This window comes from Mucilaginibacter sp. P4_D1 (genome assembly GCF_056401935.1).
The window spans coordinates 171,749-190,284 of the sequence record NZ_JBFUIJ010000007.1 but is presented as its reverse complement, the minus strand read 5'-3'; the positions used below and the strand labels follow the sequence as shown (position 1 = coordinate 190,284).

17 protein-coding genes are annotated in these 18,536 nt (G+C 43.7%); 8 read left to right on the top strand and 9 right to left on the bottom strand.

Annotated features, from left to right (window positions below; translation table 11 throughout):
- Nucleotides 1-143: 143 nt before the first annotated feature.
- The 4 genes from AC1DV1_RS09565 to AC1DV1_RS09550 form a co-directional block, all read right to left on the bottom strand.
- Entirely contained in the window at nt 144-2,300 is a 2,157-nt protein-coding gene (locus AC1DV1_RS09565) for a molybdopterin cofactor-binding domain-containing protein (protein WP_477358070.1), read from the bottom strand.
- A gap of 30 nt (nt 2,301-2,330) precedes the next feature.
- A complete protein-coding gene (locus tag AC1DV1_RS09560) occupies nt 2,331-2,972 on the bottom strand; it encodes a hypothetical protein (protein ID WP_477358067.1) in 642 nt (213 codons plus the stop codon).
- Nucleotides 2,969-3,442 carry a (2Fe-2S)-binding protein gene (locus AC1DV1_RS09555; RefSeq protein WP_477358064.1) on the bottom strand — a complete coding sequence of 158 codons (474 nt, stop codon included), beginning with the start codon at nt 3,440-3,442 and terminating at the stop codon, nt 2,969-2,971. Before AC1DV1_RS09555 ends, AC1DV1_RS09560 begins: the two co-directional genes overlap by 4 nt.
- 312 nt (nt 3,443-3,754) lie before the next feature.
- Nucleotides 3,755-4,774, bottom strand: a complete 1,020-nt coding sequence (locus AC1DV1_RS09550) for a helix-turn-helix domain-containing protein (RefSeq protein WP_477358061.1) — start codon at nt 4,772-4,774, stop codon at nt 3,755-3,757.
- 23 nt (nt 4,775-4,797) lie between these two features.
- Here AC1DV1_RS09550 and AC1DV1_RS09545 point away from each other — a divergent pair, with 23 nt between their 5' ends.
- The 5 genes from AC1DV1_RS09545 to AC1DV1_RS09525 all read left to right on the top strand — a co-directional run bounded on the left by AC1DV1_RS09545 (nt 4,798) and on the right by AC1DV1_RS09525 (nt 8,620).
- A complete protein-coding gene (locus tag AC1DV1_RS09545; protein ID WP_477358058.1) occupies nt 4,798-5,649 on the top strand; it encodes an aldo/keto reductase in 852 nt (283 codons plus the stop codon).
- Between the two features lie 11 nt (nt 5,650-5,660).
- Nucleotides 5,661-6,056 (top strand): (R)-mandelonitrile lyase, encoded by a 396-nt coding sequence (locus AC1DV1_RS09540; RefSeq protein WP_477358055.1) that lies wholly within the window; start codon nt 5,661-5,663, stop codon nt 6,054-6,056.
- A gap of 12 nt (nt 6,057-6,068) precedes the next feature.
- A complete protein-coding gene (locus tag AC1DV1_RS09535; RefSeq protein ID WP_477358052.1) occupies nt 6,069-7,052 on the top strand; it encodes an aldo/keto reductase in 984 nt (327 codons plus the stop codon).
- 69 nt (nt 7,053-7,121) lie between these two features.
- Entirely contained in the window at nt 7,122-7,634 is a 513-nt protein-coding gene (locus tag AC1DV1_RS09530) for a nuclear transport factor 2 family protein (RefSeq protein WP_477358049.1), read from the top strand.
- Nucleotides 7,635-7,789: 155 nt separating this feature from the next.
- On the top strand, nt 7,790-8,620 hold the full coding sequence (locus AC1DV1_RS09525) for an SDR family oxidoreductase (protein WP_477358047.1): 831 nt from the start codon (nt 7,790-7,792) through the stop codon (nt 8,618-8,620).
- A 144-nt stretch (nt 8,621-8,764) separates the two neighbouring features.
- Here AC1DV1_RS09525 and AC1DV1_RS09520 read toward each other — a convergent pair whose 3' ends face one another.
- Both AC1DV1_RS09520 and AC1DV1_RS09515 read right to left on the bottom strand, forming a co-directional pair.
- Complete coding sequence (locus tag AC1DV1_RS09520) at nt 8,765-9,334, bottom strand: dihydrofolate reductase family protein (RefSeq protein ID WP_477358044.1); 570 nt, start codon at nt 9,332-9,334, stop codon at nt 8,765-8,767.
- Between the two features lie 428 nt (nt 9,335-9,762).
- Nucleotides 9,763-10,638 (bottom strand): alpha/beta fold hydrolase, encoded by an 876-nt coding sequence (locus AC1DV1_RS09515; RefSeq protein WP_477358041.1) that lies wholly within the window; start codon nt 10,636-10,638, stop codon nt 9,763-9,765.
- A gap of 515 nt (nt 10,639-11,153) precedes the next feature.
- Between AC1DV1_RS09515 and AC1DV1_RS09510 the strand changes: the two genes are divergently transcribed.
- Both AC1DV1_RS09510 and AC1DV1_RS09505 read left to right on the top strand, forming a co-directional pair.
- Nucleotides 11,154-12,248, top strand: coding sequence for an SBBP repeat-containing protein (locus tag AC1DV1_RS09510; RefSeq protein ID WP_477358038.1), 1,095 nt, complete (start codon nt 11,154-11,156; stop codon nt 12,246-12,248).
- Between the two features lie 792 nt (nt 12,249-13,040).
- Entirely contained in the window at nt 13,041-13,589 is a 549-nt protein-coding gene (locus AC1DV1_RS09505) for a flavodoxin domain-containing protein (RefSeq protein ID WP_477358035.1), read from the top strand.
- A gap of 400 nt (nt 13,590-13,989) precedes the next feature.
- Here AC1DV1_RS09505 and AC1DV1_RS09500 read toward each other — a convergent pair whose 3' ends face one another.
- Nucleotides 13,990-14,217 carry a hypothetical protein gene (locus AC1DV1_RS09500; protein ID WP_477358032.1) on the bottom strand — a complete coding sequence of 76 codons (228 nt, stop codon included), beginning with the start codon at nt 14,215-14,217 and terminating at the stop codon, nt 13,990-13,992.
- Between the two features lie 363 nt (nt 14,218-14,580).
- Between AC1DV1_RS09500 and fbp the strand changes: the two genes are divergently transcribed.
- Nucleotides 14,581-15,609, top strand: coding sequence for a class 1 fructose-bisphosphatase (fbp, locus tag AC1DV1_RS09495; protein ID WP_477358028.1), 1,029 nt, complete (start codon nt 14,581-14,583; stop codon nt 15,607-15,609).
- A gap of 226 nt (nt 15,610-15,835) precedes the next feature.
- On the opposite strand, the gene AC1DV1_RS09490 is transcribed toward fbp, so the two are convergent.
- Nucleotides 15,836-17,185, bottom strand: a complete 1,350-nt coding sequence (locus AC1DV1_RS09490) for a sugar transferase (protein WP_477358025.1) — start codon at nt 17,183-17,185, stop codon at nt 15,836-15,838.
- Nucleotides 17,186-17,621: 436 nt separating this feature from the next.
- The gene (locus AC1DV1_RS09485) at nt 17,622-18,536 is read right to left on the bottom strand and encodes a glycosyltransferase family 2 protein (RefSeq protein ID WP_477358022.1); all 915 of its coding nucleotides are present in this window, start codon (nt 18,534-18,536) and stop codon (nt 17,622-17,624) included.

Genomic DNA, 18,536 nt, shown 5'->3' with positions numbered 1-18,536 from the left:
CCCGGCCGGTACCCACGCCAATCCTTTACGCGAAATATGGTGATAAAAAAATGCCCGGGTATCAATAAATATCCGGGCGTTGTGTATTCAGTTCTGGCTGTGCCATCAATATATCAAACAAGCTCAACGCTTAAAATTGCGTTTTATACCGTCGCCATGTCAAACGGTAGTTTTCGGATGCGTTTGCCTGTCAAATCAAAAATAGCTTCTGTTAGTGCCGGTGCAAATGGCGGTAGTCCTGGCTCGCCAACACCACCGGCATTGGCATCATTTTCCATAATATGTACCTCTACCAAAGGCATATCATTAATTCTGGGCATTGGATAGTTATAAAAGTTTCGCTGTTCTACCAGGCCATCTTTGAAGGTGATTTCATGGGTGGTAGCAGCACCAAGCGCCATAACAATAGCGCCCTCTACCTGGGCATGAACAATATCGGGGTTTACGTACCAGCCGCAATCTACTACCGCCCACACCTTGTCAATTTTTACCTTTTCACCGTTCTTTTTCGATACCTTAACAATTTGGCCAACCGTGGTTCCAAAGCATTCTGTAATGGCAACCCCAAATCCATCGCCTTTATTTTTCGATTTCCAGCCCGAAACCTGTTCCATTTTATCTATTAGTTTTTGTTCCCGCTCTTCGTTTAAATAACCTCGTCTAAAATCAAGCGGGTCTTTACCGGCAAGGTGTGCCATTTCGTTCAAAAAACTTTCATAAGCAAAGCCGTTGGTTGATGCATATACAGATCGCCACCAGATATTGGGGATAGGTGTTTCAAACGGTACATCGGCAAAGCTAATGTCTTTTATGCTTTTATAATACGGGGCCAGGAAGCCTTCGGTAGTGCTGCGGTTGGCTCTGTCTTTAGTACCGCCCTGCCAGTGCGCCGTGTTTTGTCCGGCCATCCGGAACTTTAAAGCGCTAAGTTGCCCATTGCTGAGCGCACCCTGGCAACGGTATGAGATCCCGGCCCTATAGGGGCCTTGTGTCATATCGTCTTCCCTTGTCCAAACTACCTGCACCGGTGTCCCGGTTTCCTTTGAGATCAGGCAGGCCTCGTGAGGATAGTCCATGAATGCCTTTCGCCCAAAACCGCCGCCCAAAAAGGTCATGTTAACAATCACTTTTTCTTTCGGCAGCTTAAACTGCGCGCAAATGTAATCCTGCACCCATTCGGGTGCCTGTATCGGCCCCCATATTTCAAGCTTATCCGGCTGGTAAAAAGCCACGCAATTCAGCGGCTCCATAGCGCTGTGCGATTGGTAGGGCGTTTCATAAACCAGGTCAAGCTTTTGGGTGGCGGCATTTAATACCGCATCCGGATCGCCCTGTTTCCTGGCAGATAAGCCTTCTTCTTTACTAATGAGTTCGTTTTGTTTTTTATAAATATCGGGCGTGTTTATGTGCTCAAACCCGCTGTCGTCCCATTCAATGGTTAACGCTTTGCGGCCCTGTATGGCTGCCCAGGTACTATCGGCCACCACGGCAACGCCGTCCCTGAAAGTCTGGAAAACGCCTGTTTGTATTTTGAATACTTTTTTAACACCCGGAACTTTTAATGCCGCGCTGGCATCAAATGATTTGAGCGTTCCGCGTAAGCGTGGGTTGCGCTCAACTACCGCATATAGCATCCCTGGAAGTTTAAAATCTAACCCGAAAATGGCTGTACCGTTGGTTTTTAATGGGGTGTCCTGCCGGTGAAGCGGTTTGCCTATCTGTTTGTAATCGGAGCGCTTTTTCAGGACAACCTCTTTAGGTGCTTCCAGCTTAGATGCTGCCTCCACCAGTTCGCCATAATGAAATTTCTTTCCTGTTGGACGGTGGATCACATGCCCGGCTTCGGCATAACATTCCGTTGCCGGTACATTCCATTTGGTGGCTGCTGCCGCTATCAGCATTTCGCGTGCCGATGCACCTAATTTCAATAAATTCTTGTACGAACCACGAATGGTAGAGCTGCCGCCCGTTACCTGGTTGCCGTATTTTTGACGGTCGCCCTGCGCGAAGCGTATGTTTACATCATTCAAATTAACTTCCAGCTCTTCTGCAACAATCTGCGGAACAGATTGGTAAGCTCCCTGGCCCATCTCGGCCCGGTGGCTGAAAATAGTAACCTTGCCATTCGTGTCAATATGTATCCAGGCATTCATCTCTATATCCGAAGCTACCGCCGAATCTGCGGTAGCAACCTTAGCTTCTTCGGCGCTAGACGGAAAATACAGGCCAACAAACAGCGCTGTTCCGGTAAGACCCGCCGCCCTTAAAAAGTTTCTTCTTGATATGTTACTCACACTCATGGTATTCTGGTTAAGTGGTTAGGCTGTCAATTACTTCTTTGGTGCATATGCCCCGGTGGTAAGCCAGGTTATCCATGCTTTTTTAAATGCTGCGTGGCTCATGGGCGGCAGGGTACGGCCTTCGCCGGGGTTCCAGCCACTTAAAACTAAACCGTCATCAGCATGCGCAATCAGCTTTTTCATATCCTTATGGCCATTTTGTTTTGGATCAATGATCTGTTTGGCCAATTGCCGCGGGCTCCTGCCCTGGAATATCATCTTCATATCGGCCGGGGGCAAATGCCAGTTGGGGTTGCCCGGAGGTGTATGCAATCCCGGTGTGTTTGTTGCCTGGTGGCAGTTAGCGCATTTCATGGCATATACACCCTTGCCATCAACGCCTCTTTGGGGCGACATGGTATGCAGGTGACTGTCGTCGCCTTGCAAAGGAACATTGCCCGAGGGGTGACAGTTCATACATCGGGCGCTCATCAAAACGCTGTAAACCTGCTTAAACGCCTTAACCGATGCCACACTATCTTTCCTGATGACGATAGGAGTGGCCTTTGTTTTTTCGGGTTCGGAGTTTAGTCCGAAAGCCATGATAGCTATGGCAGATAACAATACGCCAACTACAGCAAAGGCTTTTGCGACGCTTGTATAACGCGGCTTATTTTTTAGTTGCTTTTTCATTTGCTGGCGCTCTCCTTTCTCTGCAATTCTGCAGCAGTATGAATAGCTTTGCGAATACGCTGATAGGTGCCGCAGCGGCAAATATTACCGGCCATGGCTGCATCAATATCGGCATCGCTGGGGTTGTTATTTTCGCGCAGTAGCACCGCCGCCGACATGATTTGGCCCGAATGGCAATAACCGCATTGCGGCACTTGCTCCTGGTTCCAGGCAAGCTGGGCCGGGTGATTGTTGTTGGCTGATAAACCCTCGATGGTGACGATCTTTTGACCTTCGGCACGGCTTACTTTGGTTACACATGACCGAACTGCTTCGCCATTGAGGTGGACAACGCAGGCACCACACTGTGCCACGCCGCAACCAAATTTTGTACCAGTGAGGCCAATAATATCCCGTATTACCCACAACAGCGGCATATTAGGATCTGCCTCAATCTGATGCGCTGTTCCGTTTACATTAATGTTGATCATAGCATTTATAATTGGTATTAAATGTTAAAGCTTCGACTGTTATTTTTAGATATTGCAAAAATATCAAAAAAGCGTCCCGGTATCTCACCTCCGGAACGCCGTTACCGTTGGGTAATCAACTAAATCACCAATTTCATGCTGGTGATGCCTTTGGCGCTTTCCGGAAGCACACTAAATGTCGTGTCAACGATAAATTGACGGATTGTCTTTAGTCCGAAGTCTTAAGTTCTAAGTCGAAAAAGGAAAAATTCAACATTAGACTTACGACTTAATAATGTTGATTTAACACTAATATATAACTTTAATAAGTTTTCAATTCAATGAACGGTATTCATGGGGTGTTTGGCCCACCTGTTTTTTAAACAATCGTGTAAAGTGCTGCGGGTATTTAAAACCTAACTCATAAGCAACCTGGTTCACGGTTTTTTCGCCGTCGAAAATCTTTTCTTTGGCAAGATTAATAAGTTTAAATTGAATATACTCCTGCGCGGTTTTACCGGTTTCTTTCTTCACAAGATCGCCAAAATAATTTGCTGATAAATTTAATTCATCAGCACAATAGGCAACCGATGGCAGGCCAACTGTTTGAGGTTTTTCTGAAGAAAAATAATCATTCAAAAGCTTTTCAAACTTTTCAATGGTACCCTTATACACGTGGTCGCGGGTGATGAACTGCCTGTCGTAAAAGCGAACGCTGTAATCCAAAAATAATTCGATGTTGGATACAATTAACATCTTGCTGTGTTTATCAATACCCCGCTCCAGTTCGTAGTTTATTTTTGAAAAGCAATCCAATACGATGCTCCTTTCCCTTTCAGATAAATGCAGCGCTTCGCTTGATTGGTAGCTGAAAAAGTTATAGTCCTGAATATGCCTGCCCAACGATGTACCATGAATTAAATCTGCATCAAAAGCCAGCACATGGCCTTTGGGCTGATAGTACTCGCCATTGCTGTTTACGCCTGCAACTTGTCCCGGCGCCATAAAAACCAATGTGCCCTCCTGGTAATCATAGGTATTACGGCCATAAACCAGGTCGCCGCATTTAACATCTTTTAAAAATACGATGTAAAAGCCAAAATACATTTGTGAGCCTTGCCTTGGGGCAGCCTTTGACAGGTCGACCACGCTAACCAATGGGTGCCTGGTTTCATTGTTATTAAATGCATTGTATTCGCTTATCGTATTAAAACGCCGCATGCCGTCCATAATCAATTCTTTATTCGAATTTACATTATTAATCAATGCATTAATCATACCAGCGTGCAAATCGGTAATAATGGTAGAAACATCTGTAATCTGTATCCTATCCGGGTAAATGAAACACCTCATCTTTGTATTTGTTAAGTATCTTTATGCAAAAAGTGAAATTAAATAACGGCGTTGAAATGCCAATTTTAGGATTTGGCGTTTTCCAGGTAACCGACCTGGCAGAATGTGAAAGAAGCGTGGTGGACGCCATTGAAACCGGTTACCGGTTAATTGATACTGCACAATCCTATATGAATGAAGAAGCCGTGGGCAAAGCCATTAAACGCAGCGGTGTGGCCAGGGAAGAGTTGTTTATTACTACCAAACTGTGGATACAATCAAACGGTTACGACGGTGCTAAAAAAGCTTTTGAAGCTTCGTTGAAGAAGCTGCAGCTGGATTATCTTGACCTTTACTTAATTCACCAGCCTTACGGCGATGTATATGGCGAATGGCGCGCGATGGAAGATTTGTACAAAGAAGGTAAGATACGGGCCATCGGCGTAAGCAACTTTCAGCCCGACAGGTTGATTGACCTGATTATCAATAACGAAATTGTGCCCGCCGTTAACCAGGTAGAAACCCACCCGTTTCACCAGCAAATTGATGCGCAGCAATTCATGATTGATAACAACGTGCAGATAGAATCATGGGGGCCTTTTGCCGAAGGTAAGAATAATATGTTTAAAAATGAGCTGCTGCAAGCCGTTGGCAACAAATACAATAAATCAGTTGCCCAGGTAGTACTGCGCTGGTTAACCCAAAGGGGTGTTGTTGCTATTCCTAAATCAGTACGCAAAGAGCGCATGGCCGAAAACCTGGATAGCCTTGGCTTCGAGCTCACAACTGATGAAATGGATAAAATTAAAACATTGGATACCAATGCCAGCAGCTTTTTTGATCACCGCGATCCGAAAATGGTGAAATGGCTGGGAGAGCGAAAATTGAATAACTAAAATTTAAACCTATGAAAATTCAACGTATTGGCTCCAAACCGTCGGCAAAAGGGCCTGCCGAATATTTTACCGGCACTGTAAGAATTGATCCGCTAAACGAACCACCTGCACCTGCCCGTGTAGCAATGGCGCTGGTAACATTTGAGCCGGGAGCACGTACTGCCTGGCATACGCATCCGTTCGGTCAAACACTTATTGTTACCGCAGGAGCGGGCTGGGTACAGCGGGAGGGCGGCGTTAAAGAAAATATCTTTCCGGGCGATGTGGTTTACTTTGAGCCGAACGAGAAGCATTGGCATGGCGCAACTGCCGCCACCGCCATGAGTCATATTGCTGTACAGGAAAAGGAGAATGGTTCACCGGTAGATTGGCTGGAGCAGGTTACTGACGACGACTACAATGGCTAAACAAAACTGAACATGAGAAAGAGGCAATTAGGAGATAGCGGGTTGGAAGTATCAGCCCTTGGATTGGGTTGCATGGGCCTGAGCTTTGGCTACGGCCCGGCAACAGAAAAACAAGAAGCAATTAGATTAATACGCGCCGCGTTTGAACGCGGTGTTACTTTTTTTGATACTGCAGAGGCTTACGGGCCTTTTACTAATGAAGAATTGTTGGGCGAGGCCCTGGAGCCTTTTCGCGACCAGGTGGTTATTGCCGCCAAATTTGGCTTTAAGGACGGCAAACCGCTCCATGGTTTGGACAGCCGGCCGGAGCGTATCCGTGCGGTTGCTGAAGCCGCATTGATACGTTTGAGAACAGACCATATCGACCTGTTTTATCAACATCGCGTTGATCCAAATGTGCCGATAGAGGATGTTGCCGGTACGGTTAAAGATTTGATTGCCGAAGGCAAGGTTAAACATTTTGGTTTATCAGAAGCAGGTGCCGGTTCTATCCGCAAAGCGCATGCAGTACAACCGGTGGCTACCCTGCAAAGTGAATATTCGCTTTGGTGGCGCGAACCTGAGCAAGATATATTGCCTGTACTGGAGGAATTGGGCATAGGTTTCGTACCCTTCAGCCCGCTGGGTAAAGGGTTTTTAACCGGTGCAATTAACGGGAGTACGACATTTGATAAGAGCGATTACAGGAACACGGTTCCTCGTTTTTCTGAAGAAAACCGGAAAGCGAACCAGGCGTTAGTTGATATACTTGGCCATATTGCCGAAGACAAAAAGGCAACGCCTGCCCAAATTGCGTTGGCTTGGTTGCTTTCGCAGAAGCCCTGGATAGTTCCTATCCCGGGTACCACAAAAATACACCGTTTGGAAGAAAATTTGGGCGCTGCTGATATTCAGCTATCCGCCAAAGATCTCCTTGAGATTGGCAATAGCCTGTCGCAAATCGAAGTGCATGGGCATCGCTATTCCGAACAGGGACAACAAATGGTAAACCGTTAAACCGGTGCCGGGTACAACAGCATAAACTAATTTCTTAATACATACAACCAAATATTAAAAACCCAAATCATGAAAGTAACCATTATCGCACTATTTCTGTGTATTGCCTGTGTGCAGCTTGCTAACGCCCAGGCCAAATTGCCTAATGCGGCATCAACAACCACAACCAGAGACGAACAGGAACTACTTGGCCTATCCAAAACGAAATGGACATGGATGGCCGATAAGAATGTAGATGCATTAACCGGATTGTTTGCCGAGAACTGTGTATTTGTACACATGGGCGGAAGCTGGGGTAAAACCCAGGAACTGAATACCATTAAGGGTGGCTTCATCTGGTATAAACAAGCCGAAGTTTACGGGGCATCGGTAAATGTTTTTGGTAATACGGCCATCCTGTTAAACGATATCGATTTACTGGCGGTAGTAGGTGGTAACGAAGTTGTGCATGCGTTTATGGTAACCGAGGTATACATTAAAGAAAACGGGAAATGGAAAATGGGTTCGCTTACTTTTTCAACATTGATACGGCCTGTTAAAATGAAAACCAACCTAGCACAACCGGCACAGCCACAACACTAACTTAATCTGCAATATATGAATCGTCGTGATCTCCTAAAAACCGGTTTAACAAGCGGAAGAGACACAACAACAAGGTTGGTGATCCGTATAACAGCCAACATAAAAGCGAGCCGGACTTTTGTATTGAGATAACTAACATCAACAAAGATATATTTATGAAGAATGTGATTGTTGTAATTGGCGCAGGTGCCATCGGTCAGGCTATTGCACGCAGAGTAAGTGCCGGAAAGCATATTTTACTGGCCGACCTGAAACAAGATAATGCCGACACTGCCGCCAAAGTGTTGGGCGAGGCCGGTTTTGAAGTAAGCACTACAATGGTTGATATTTCGTCCCGTACGTCTATACAGGCATTGGTTGAAAAGGCAACGTCAATCGGCAGTATAACCCGGTTGATACAAGCTGCAGGTGTATCGCCTTCGCAGGCATCGCCTTCAACTATATTACATGTCGATCTCTATGGCAATGCTGTTGTACTGGAAGAGTTTGGCAAAGTGATTGCGAACGGTGGATCTGGTGTAGTTATCGCGTCCCAGTCGGGCTACCGCTTGCCGGCATTAACCCCCGAACAGGATAAAGCTTTGGCAACCACACCTGCCGAAGAATTGCTGGCTTTAGATTTTTTACAGCCCGGCCAGGTAAAAGATTCATTGCATGCCTATCAATTATCCAAGCGGGGAAATTCACTGCGTGTAATGGCCGAAGCTGTGAATTGGGGCAAACGCGGAGCGCGGATAAACGCGATCAGCCCTGGAATTATCATTACGCCGCTGGCTAAGGACGAACTAAGCGGTCCCCGCGGCGAAGGTTATCGCAAAATGATCAATATTTCTGCTGTCGGAAGAGCCGGTACGCCGGACGAGGTTGGAAACTTAGGTGCTTTGCTTATGGGGCAAGACGGCGCTTTCATTACCGGCAGCGACTTTTTGATGGACGGCGGTGTAACGGCTGCTTACTGGTATGGCGACCTTGCCCCCAAACAATGATATAAGCGTTAATCATGTGATAAAGGAAAGCGGCTGTATCATATAATGATGCAGCCGCTTTATCATAAGTATTGCCAACATAAAAGTAAGGCCGAACGAATCAATAATAATCTCGTCCGGCCAACTGCCTGAGGCCATGAAATATCAGGATTTCAACGGTCCAACGTGCCGGTAGGTATTTACGAGCAACCCTGTGGGCGTGGCTTTCGAGTCGACAAATACGAGTTCCCGGGCGTTGATACTGTCCGCTAATAAGCGTTTACCACGGCCAAGCAAAACCGGGTAAGTAATGAGCACAACCTCGTCGGCCAGTCCCTGGTCAAGTAATATAGACGTTAGGGTCGAACTTCCCACAACAATCAGGTCGGGACCGTCAGTTTGCCGGAGGTCTCGAACCGCTTCTATAACGTCATCGCCCAAATGCTTCACCGGTCCCCATTCCAGGCTGCCGGGCCTGTGGGTTGCAATGTATTTTGTTGCAGCGTTTATGGCGTTTGCCATCGGGAAATCTCCGGCATTGGGCCAAAAGCTGCTAAATATGTCGTAAGTGTGGCGGCCAAGCAGCAGGTCGAAGTTTGGCCCGTATGCTTCAAATAGCATTGCCGCCCCGGCAGGGCTTCGGTAGGGCGTAGTCCATGCGCCGTAGGTGTAATCTCCGTCGTGTTCAATCACGCCATCCAGCGAGATATGTTCAAAAACCCTGATTTTTCTCATTTTGTTTATAATTAGTTCATAGATAAATTTGATATTAAAAATGCATGGCTATCACAATTTCCTCGAGACCGTCATTGCGGGTATCTATCAGGTAAAGCCCAAAAAATCGTTATGACGTGCATCGGATATAGTTAAACGAATGCACTAAACTACCGTCATTGAGGTACGAAGCAATCCCCAACTATGTGGGACTTAGCATGTAGGTGATTGCTTCGTGCCTCGCAATGACGGTAGTTTGATACTTACAGTCAATAACTTATTGGCGAGTCATTATAAAGTCCGAAGCAATCTTCCGACTAATGCGTGGAAGGCTATTTGTGTACATCCAATACATAGTGGTAACAACAGCATCGGCCCGCTCATGGCCGCAGGTGGCTATCCGAAGCCTTTCTGCTGACGATTTGGGGACGGCGAAAGCTTTGTTACTTTTACTTTAAAAAGTCGTCCAGGTAAGCTGCTATTGTTTTCGTTTGCATCATCAGGCTCACGTGGCCTTGCGCAGGCACAATGGCTAAATGTGATTTTGGCATCGGCCCCAAATCGGCAGCTACGCCGCCTCCCAATAATTGGTACGTTTTCATCAGCTCCACTTTGTCAAGGCCATCATTGTCGCCCGAGATGAGCAATACCGGCGATGTAATTTTGGCAATATTGGCGTCGCCCACATCAAAGGGCACCCCGGCAAAAGCAATCATTTGTTCAATAAATTTTGTCCATTTTGTTTTGTCGGGTGCTACTGCATCATATGCCGTTTTTATAGGCGTATTGTTAAAAAACTCGGGCTTAAAATTTTTAAACCCACTATTTATAGCGGGCAGCCAGCCACTGGTTTTGTAGGTAGAAGAAATGATTACCAATTTTTTTACCCGTTTAGGGCTTTTTACTGCCAATTGGTAAGCTATAGAACCACCCATACTATAGCCTGCAACATCGGCACTGTCAATTTTTAAAAAATCCATTACCCCTACCACATCACTTGCCAGGGTAGCAATATCTAATTTTCTGTCCGAAAACGGGGTGTGCCCATGTCCCTGCATTTCAAGGGCAATCACCTTTCTTGTTTTTGCCAGTTCGGGTATCAACTGGCTCCAGTTCATCTCGATGGTATAAAACGCGCCATGCAGCAAAACAAGGGGCTTTCCCTCGCCATATACCTCATAATAAACCTTAATGCCATTAACAGGCGCATAACCACTGTTTGCAGGTTTAAGCTGCTGGCCATAACACTGCAATACGGTAAAAAAAAGCAAAGCAATTATGAATGCAGGTTTCATGACATCAGTTCCTTTAAATACTCTTTTCATAAAATGTTATTTAAGTTGTTTCGATTTTATTGACAATACAAATATCGATAGCATTTCGGGACTTTACGCTGGGCAGAAGTGACAATTTGAGGGGTGGATAACGACAAGGTATTGACGATTGATAGGGGAGAGTGTTCGGGTGGTAGGTTGTAGTTGGTTGAGGGAGCAAACGGGTGTTGTAGCAAAACGCACATTTTTAAGATTGAATACAGTGTTGTATACTTAGCATACAGGCCACGAGCCCGGGACGCTTGCGGGGAGACACACCAACAAGCGCGGAATAGAAGGATTTAACAAAATTCCTATTGTTAAGTTATTTGACAACAAGAATTCTGTTAAATGAAAAATAGCTTAGGAGATCCGGCAAAGGACATTAAGGTTAACAATATGCGTTGTTGATTGCCCTAAAAGCATGGTATATACCAGGCAGGTGGGGCACATAGTTATGCAGTATCTATGCGGATGATAGTTTTTCTTCGGCTTTTTTGTTTATTTTCGGCACATAACTTAAACTTATGACAATACGCCCTGCTGCTATATATAAACAAATTTTTTTCGGGTTGATTTTTGCTTTTATTTTCAGCGCATGTAACAAGAGCGCTCTTGATAACGTGCAGCCAACTGATTCTGTCAAAATAATTACCCCTGCAAAAAAGTGGGTGGTTTCTACGGTGGCCGGAGCTGCTACGGCAGGTTTTAACGATGGAGATACCACACAGGTACAATTCAGTAATGCTCAGGGTATTGTTACAGACAACCATGGAAACCTTTTTGTAGGCGACCAGGGAAATGCCAGCATTCGGCAGGTTACCTATTCGGGGCATGTTACTACCTTTACCAGCAAAAGCATTGGGAACCCAAATCCCGATTTTGGAAATATTTATAGCCTGGTAAGGGATAGTAAAGGTAATTTATATACCATAGAATATGGTTTGATACGGAAGATAGCCTCGCCTACGATTAATGCTGTTTTTGCAGGATCCTTGTCGGTAAATTATTTAGATGGCGTTGGCACGCAGGCGGCATTTAATATTATTGGCAACATGGCTATAGATAACCATGACAATATCATTTTACCTGATTACAACAATCACGATAATTTTGTTTTGCGCAAGGTTACACCTAATGGTGTGGTTTCTACCTTTACCTTAAATGATAAAACAGGTTTTTCATCTGATGGATTGCCAAACTACCATTATTTGTATGCAATAGCCGTGGATACATCGGGCAATATATTTGTAACAGGGAATGGCAATTGCCTTATCAAGAAGATAGATAAAGCCGGGAATGTAATTGTTTTTGCAGGAACCGGAGCGATAGGCTTTAAGGATGGTAAGGGAAACGAGGCCCAATTTAACACGATTAGCAGTATGACTTGCGATGCCCTGGGGAACCTGTGGGTTAGCGATAGCGATAATCACGCCATCAGAAAAATAACGCCGGATGGGGTGGTTACAACTATAGCAGGAAGCGGAGAAATGGGCTATAAAGATGGCGACGGCGCCCTGGCACAATTTAAATTTCCGTACGGTATTGCTGTCGACAACACCGGAACCGTATTTGTTATGGACACTGGAAATAACAGGGTAAGGAAATTAGAATATAAATAACGAAATTTTCTGCTCCCGTAATAGGGCGATGCCCATCGCATGCGGGTGCCGCCCTTTTAGGGTTGCAGGAGGCGGGCTTTAAATCACGATGCAATGTCGTCGCGACAAAGTTTGCCGGTTTTGGATAGTTCTGTTATGCATTTGTCACCAGGTAAGTAGCTGGCCCTGAAAGGGTCAACTATATTAACGCAGCGCGTAACGCTGTGCTATCCAAAAGCCCTGAAAGGGTGACATATATCGGCAGTCGCAATGGTGGAGACGGAGGTTTTAGCAATAACGGCGTTGCGTTAAGGACTGAAATAGATACCGGCCCGGTGGTTGGCATGGGCATTGGCCGCGCCTAAGGCCTTGTGCGCGTATGAATGGAAGGCCTGGCCCCGTTTCTACCAACGGGGAAACGCTCATAGAGTATCAAGTAGTTAGTATCAAGTATCAAGATTTTTTTGGGGAAAGTAGGGAGTAGTTGGTATTCGACGAGGGTTTTTTGGGGTTCATTACGATATGACTTCATGACCGAATGACCGCCATGCATAGTTCGCGATTGCCGCGCTGCGCTCGCAATGACGAAAGTTTTGGACAAGATATATTCCCGCAGCTGTCTTGCTACTTGATACTTGCTACTTGATACTTTTTCATGCAGCTGTCTTGCTACTTGATACTCGCTACTTGATACTTTTTCATGCAGCTGTCTTGATACTAAAAGAGACGCCCATCAGCAATTCCCATGACCCTGATCATTTTCCTTAAGGACGCGGCTACCTAAATTGCCGAAATTAAAAACCGGGAAAAATCATGAATGGGATTATTATATACCAGGGTAAATACGGCGCAACTGAGCAGTATGCGCAATGGCTGGCTGGTGAGCTGCACATGCCATTTTTAAAGGCCGACCAAGCTACGCCCACCATACTTGCAGGTTATGATGTGGTGATTATAGGCAGTTCGGTTTATGTTGGTAAACTGACCATTGGAAAATGGCTGAAAAGGAACAGTAGCATACTGGCTAACAAAAAGATATTCTTATTTATTGTGTGCGGCACGTCGGCCGATGATAAGGCAGAGCAGCGGCAGATTCTGCGGACGAACCTGGAACCGCGGGTTATGAAAACGAGGGGGATATTTTTTATGCCCGGGCGGTGTATTGTTGCCAAACTGGCGTGGACAGATCGCCTTGTTTTAAAACTGGGAGCCATGCTGCAAAAAGATCCCCAAAAGAAAGCTGTTATGAACCATGGGTTTGACCATATGGACAAAAAAAACTTACGGAGCCTGATTTCGGCGGTAGGCCTGGAATTTGAAGTGGCGACGGCGGTGCTCCCCAGCGCAACAAGGGGGCACTGAAATGTTGGGGAAACTGAACGACACGCAGATTGAATAACTGCTTAAAAGTCTTTTAAGCCTTCGGCGCCCATACAGCCTTGGGCGCCAGAACCTCCTTAGCAATCGCTGATATGCGGTATATCACTAAGCAGATGGCCAAAATAATAACCCGTTGCACTAAAATTAGCCCCAAACTCCGGCGATGTCACATGCCATTCAGACCGCTTATTGTTTGCGCGTTTGCTGCACATAAAACAGAATAGGGGCAAGCAGGGTGATTAATTTTTTCATTCGCGTTGTTTTAGCCGCCCAGTTTGCCGGCGCGTTTAGCCTCAGGCCAGCCACGAAAAATGCCAATAACCGCATCAACAGGCTGGCCCGATGCGGTTTTTAACAAACTATAGATATCATCATAAGAAGGCTAGCGGGTTATAGATGTATTCACCTGTACTTGAATGTTTTGTTGCTGTAGCTGCTTAATAACGGTACCGATGGCTGTTAAAAGCACATCAATTGTAATAATTAATACATGAACATGCCCTGCACCAATAATTTCGTCGGCCAGTTCAATTATTGAATTTTTTCTGATAATAATTTGCCCCGGAAATCTTATCTTTATGTTCCTGAGGGTACCATCTGTTTGCATCATTAGATGTGTAAACGCCGATATGTTTTTTTATCTATCTGTTATCAAATTATTTTACGATCGTATCTAAAGATAACGGAGTGTGGCCTATAAAGCAGACTGAAATATTCGAACTTTAAGTATAGAAGTTATCGATTAACCGGGATTGCCCCGGAGTACAGGAATTTGTATTATAGGACAGTGCATGACAGTTTTGCTTTTGTGGCCAGCTACCTTAGTGAAAAGGTTTTTAGATAGTTATAGTCAATAAACAGCCAATTACATGCGGTTGTATTAAAGTAACTGGGGCCTCCAATTTTATTTTTTTACCTGCGACACTCTTTTATACCAGGGAGTCTCTTTATTTTCAAACTAACAAAAAGCCCTATGAAGACAGTAAAAACATTAGGGCAATTTATTATAGAGAAGCAAGCAGATTTTCCTTATGCCAAAGGCGAGCTTTCGAGGCTTTTGCGCGATTTAGGTATCGCGGCAAAAATTGTGAACCGCGAAATTAATAAGGCTGGGTTAATTGACATTATTGGCGAAACAGGCGAAACCAATTCGCACGGCGAGCAGCAGAAAAAAATGGATATCTATGCAAACGAACAATTTATTTCGGCATTGCAGAGTGGCGGCGAATGTTGTATTGTTGTTTCTGAAGAGAATGAGGAGCATATTTATATCGACTCTGAAATATCAAAAAGTGCCAAATATATTGTAGCTATTGACCCTTTGGATGGCTCATCTAATATTGACGTAAATGTAAGTGTCGGCACCCTATTTTCTATTTATCGCAGAAAATCAAGCGAAGGTATGGCAACGCTTCAGGATGTTTTGCAGAATGGTACCGAACAGGTGGCAGCTGGATATGTAATATACGGATCGTCTACCATGTTGGTATATACCACCGGTAAAGGTGTAAACGGCTTTACACTTGATCCTTCAATCGGGGAGTTTTGCTTGTCGCACCCTGAGATGAGTATTCCTGCTGAAGGTAATACTTATTCGATAAATGAAGGATACTACACTCATTTGCCCGAAGGTGTAAAAGAATATATTAAATATTGCCAGGTAGAAGATGACATTACCAATAGGCCATATACATCAAGATACACCGGATCGATGATTGCAGATATCCACCGGAATTTAATAAAGGGGGGAATCTTTATCTACCCAACCACAGCCCAATATAAAAACGGAAAACTTCGCCTGGTTTACGAATGTAATCCGATGGCGTTTATTGTGGAGCAGGCCGGCGGACTGGCGACTAACGGATACGACAGAATTTTGGATATTGAAGTAGAGCAACTTCATCAGCGTTCGGCTATATTTATAGGATCGAAGTTAATGGTAAAAAAGGCGCAGGAGTTTATGAATTCTTTTTCGCCTAAAAGTGCTGTTGGTTTAGTTTAGCGTAAACTGCTTGTCAGGGAGCCGTATCAATGGTCTATATCATAATGAAATCGTCTGGTTAAGCACACCATCAGAATAAACTATTTTATCATGATCAAAAGAGCCAATTAAACATACCAATTTAATTGGCTCTTTTGTTTACGGTTTCGTTAATGGCCAAAGACGTGTTGGGGGAGATGCCCAGGTACCTGCTACAAAACACCTAAGAAAAATAAGCGATTCGAAGCTATTTTCCTTTCAATTGCACCATTACCTGGACTGTTTTTAAAATGATATTTAAGTCGTTGTTCAACGAAACGTTTTTCAAATAAACTAAATCGTATCTAACCCTGTCACGCATTTGGTCCAGATTTTCCGCATATCCATAATTTACCTGCCCCATGGATGTAAGACCGGGCTTTAAGCTGAAAAGCTTTTTATAATTAGGAGATTTTTCTATAAGTTGTTCTATAAAAAACTGCCGTTCCGGTCTCGGCCCAACAATAGACATATCCCCTTTTATAACATTCCAAAATTGCGGTAATTCGTCAAGCCTTGATTTTCTGATAATGCTTCCCCACTGGGTAATTCGCGGATCGCCATCACTTGATAATTGTGGCCCTAAGGCTTCGGAGTTTACAAACATACTCCTGAATTTATAAATGTAAAACGGCTTGAGATCTCTTCCCATCCTTTCCTGGCGATAAAAAACCGGACCTTTTGAAGTCAATTTAGTTATGATCATCAACAGTATAAATACCGGGAAACCAATTATCATAACCAAAGCGGAAAATATGATATCAAAACTGCGTTTAAAAACTACAATTTTTAAAGCAAGCTCTGGCTTTGACGTAAGCTGAATAACGGGAAGATTGTCGTAGTTTATAACGTTCGCAAAATTATTAGTAAGGAACAGGTCGGAAACAAACTTTATTTTAACTCTCTTTTCGTCACCTTTATCTACCAGTTTTTGTAACAAAGACGGCTGGATGCTCTTATAACAGACAAATATCTCATCGGCCTGTTTTTCAAAAAAAATATCAAGTAATTTTTCTTCAGGAATATCCTGAGTGGTTTCTTCCTGGATAAAATCTATAAAATGGTAACCATACTCGGGGTGGTTATAGAATGTTCTTTTTAATCTATCTGCAATGTTTTTGTCGCCAATTAAAAGGATGTGCCTTCTGTTGTATCCTTTTTTTCTGATATAATCAAGAATAAAAAAGATAGCGGCTCTTTGTAACAATATCAACGAAAGAAACAAGCTATAGGTAAAAAGCATTTCCCAGCGACTAACCTCGTAAAACTTAAAAAAGTATACAACACCAAGTACCGCTAACGAATGGTAAATAAGAGAAGATAAAATTCGGTTAACACTGTTGCTAAATACTAACGGCCGGTGAATAACATAATTTTTAGTCAGCGAGGCGATGGAAATCCATGCCATATTAACCAGAAGTAAAAAAACAGAGGAGCTTATCTCGTTGGAGAAATAGTTAAATACCAATAAATGAGCACATTGTATACAGATATTTAATAATATTAGATCACTGATAAAGGTGATTACAGGGACGAGTTTTGAGTATCTTATATTCATAAGGTTAAGGATGCACAAATGTAATATTTTTTCATTTAAAAAGCATTAATTATGCCAAAATGATAACAATTACTACTATTACGAATGATAAACCTTAAACGCTACAATAAAGTTTTAATTATTTTTTATTAAAAAAGGCGCTATTTTTATTTTTTTCTACTGATTATATAGTTCAAAATTTCTGTTTTGAACCTGTCAGTTGAAAATCTGGCGGCATGGGTGGTAATTTCGTTGTAATTAAATTGCAATTTATTAATAGCAAACAAGTCACCAGCTGATTGAGTTTAATTTTTCGTAGATAGATATTCGTTTTTTTATTTTCGACAACGCTTGCAGAGTTGTTATCGTCTTGTAGACGAATCGACGTACATATTCGATTACTTTCAATTGTAGTGGCGGCAGCTTACCTACAGATCACTCTACAAACCGGGGGGAATTACTTCCAATAATGTTTGTGCATCGATAGTCTTTTTAATAACGAACTGGGAATTTGCCTGTAAAATTTTCCAGATAAATATCCTAACCACTTTGCGCCGAGTGACGCGATCGACTTGAAAACTACCTTCGGGTCGTTTTTTAACACATATTTCAACTCTGATCTCATGAACTTTATTCCCTCTCCTGTTGGTTTACCGTATTTTTCTATCAACCACTTGTTTTGTTCATGAAAAACACGTGTATCAAAATAGCGTTTAAATTCCTCAGTAATCGCATAGCTATGTGAATGATAAACAGTTGCATTTGCAGCGTAAGCCTTTTTGTAACCAGCCAGTAACATTTTACCGGCCACGATCGCATCTTCTCCCATAATAGAATCTGGAGGAAAACCTCCTACTTTTGCCAGGGCGCTATATCGGTAAGCTGCAAAAGAGTTTGAACAAAAAGTTATTTTGAAGCCCAATTGATCAGCATCAGAAAGGGAATTTATTGCCGACTGATCAGCGTAATTAAATAACCGGGCATGCGTCTCTAAAGGCCTGGCATTTTTATGAGGTAATTGCCTGCCATAAGCCATGCCGATATTGGGATCATTAAACGCAGCCACTAAATTTTCTACAGAGTTGGTTGAGGCTAATATTGCATCTTGTGTCAGAAAAACACAGATATCTACACCGTTTGATAAATCAACCGCTTGTTGCCGGGTTTTGCCGTGATTAAATTCGGACTTTTTTATTTCAACTACCTCAAAGCCATATTGCCTGGCCAAAGGAACGGTATCATCAGATGACCCGGAGTCAATGATGATTTTTCTCTTAAACAAAAGGTCCTGATTGGCTATGCTGTCTAAAACATCAGGCCAGATGTTGCCGGYGTTTAACGTAGGTATTAATATACTAATATTTAACTTCAT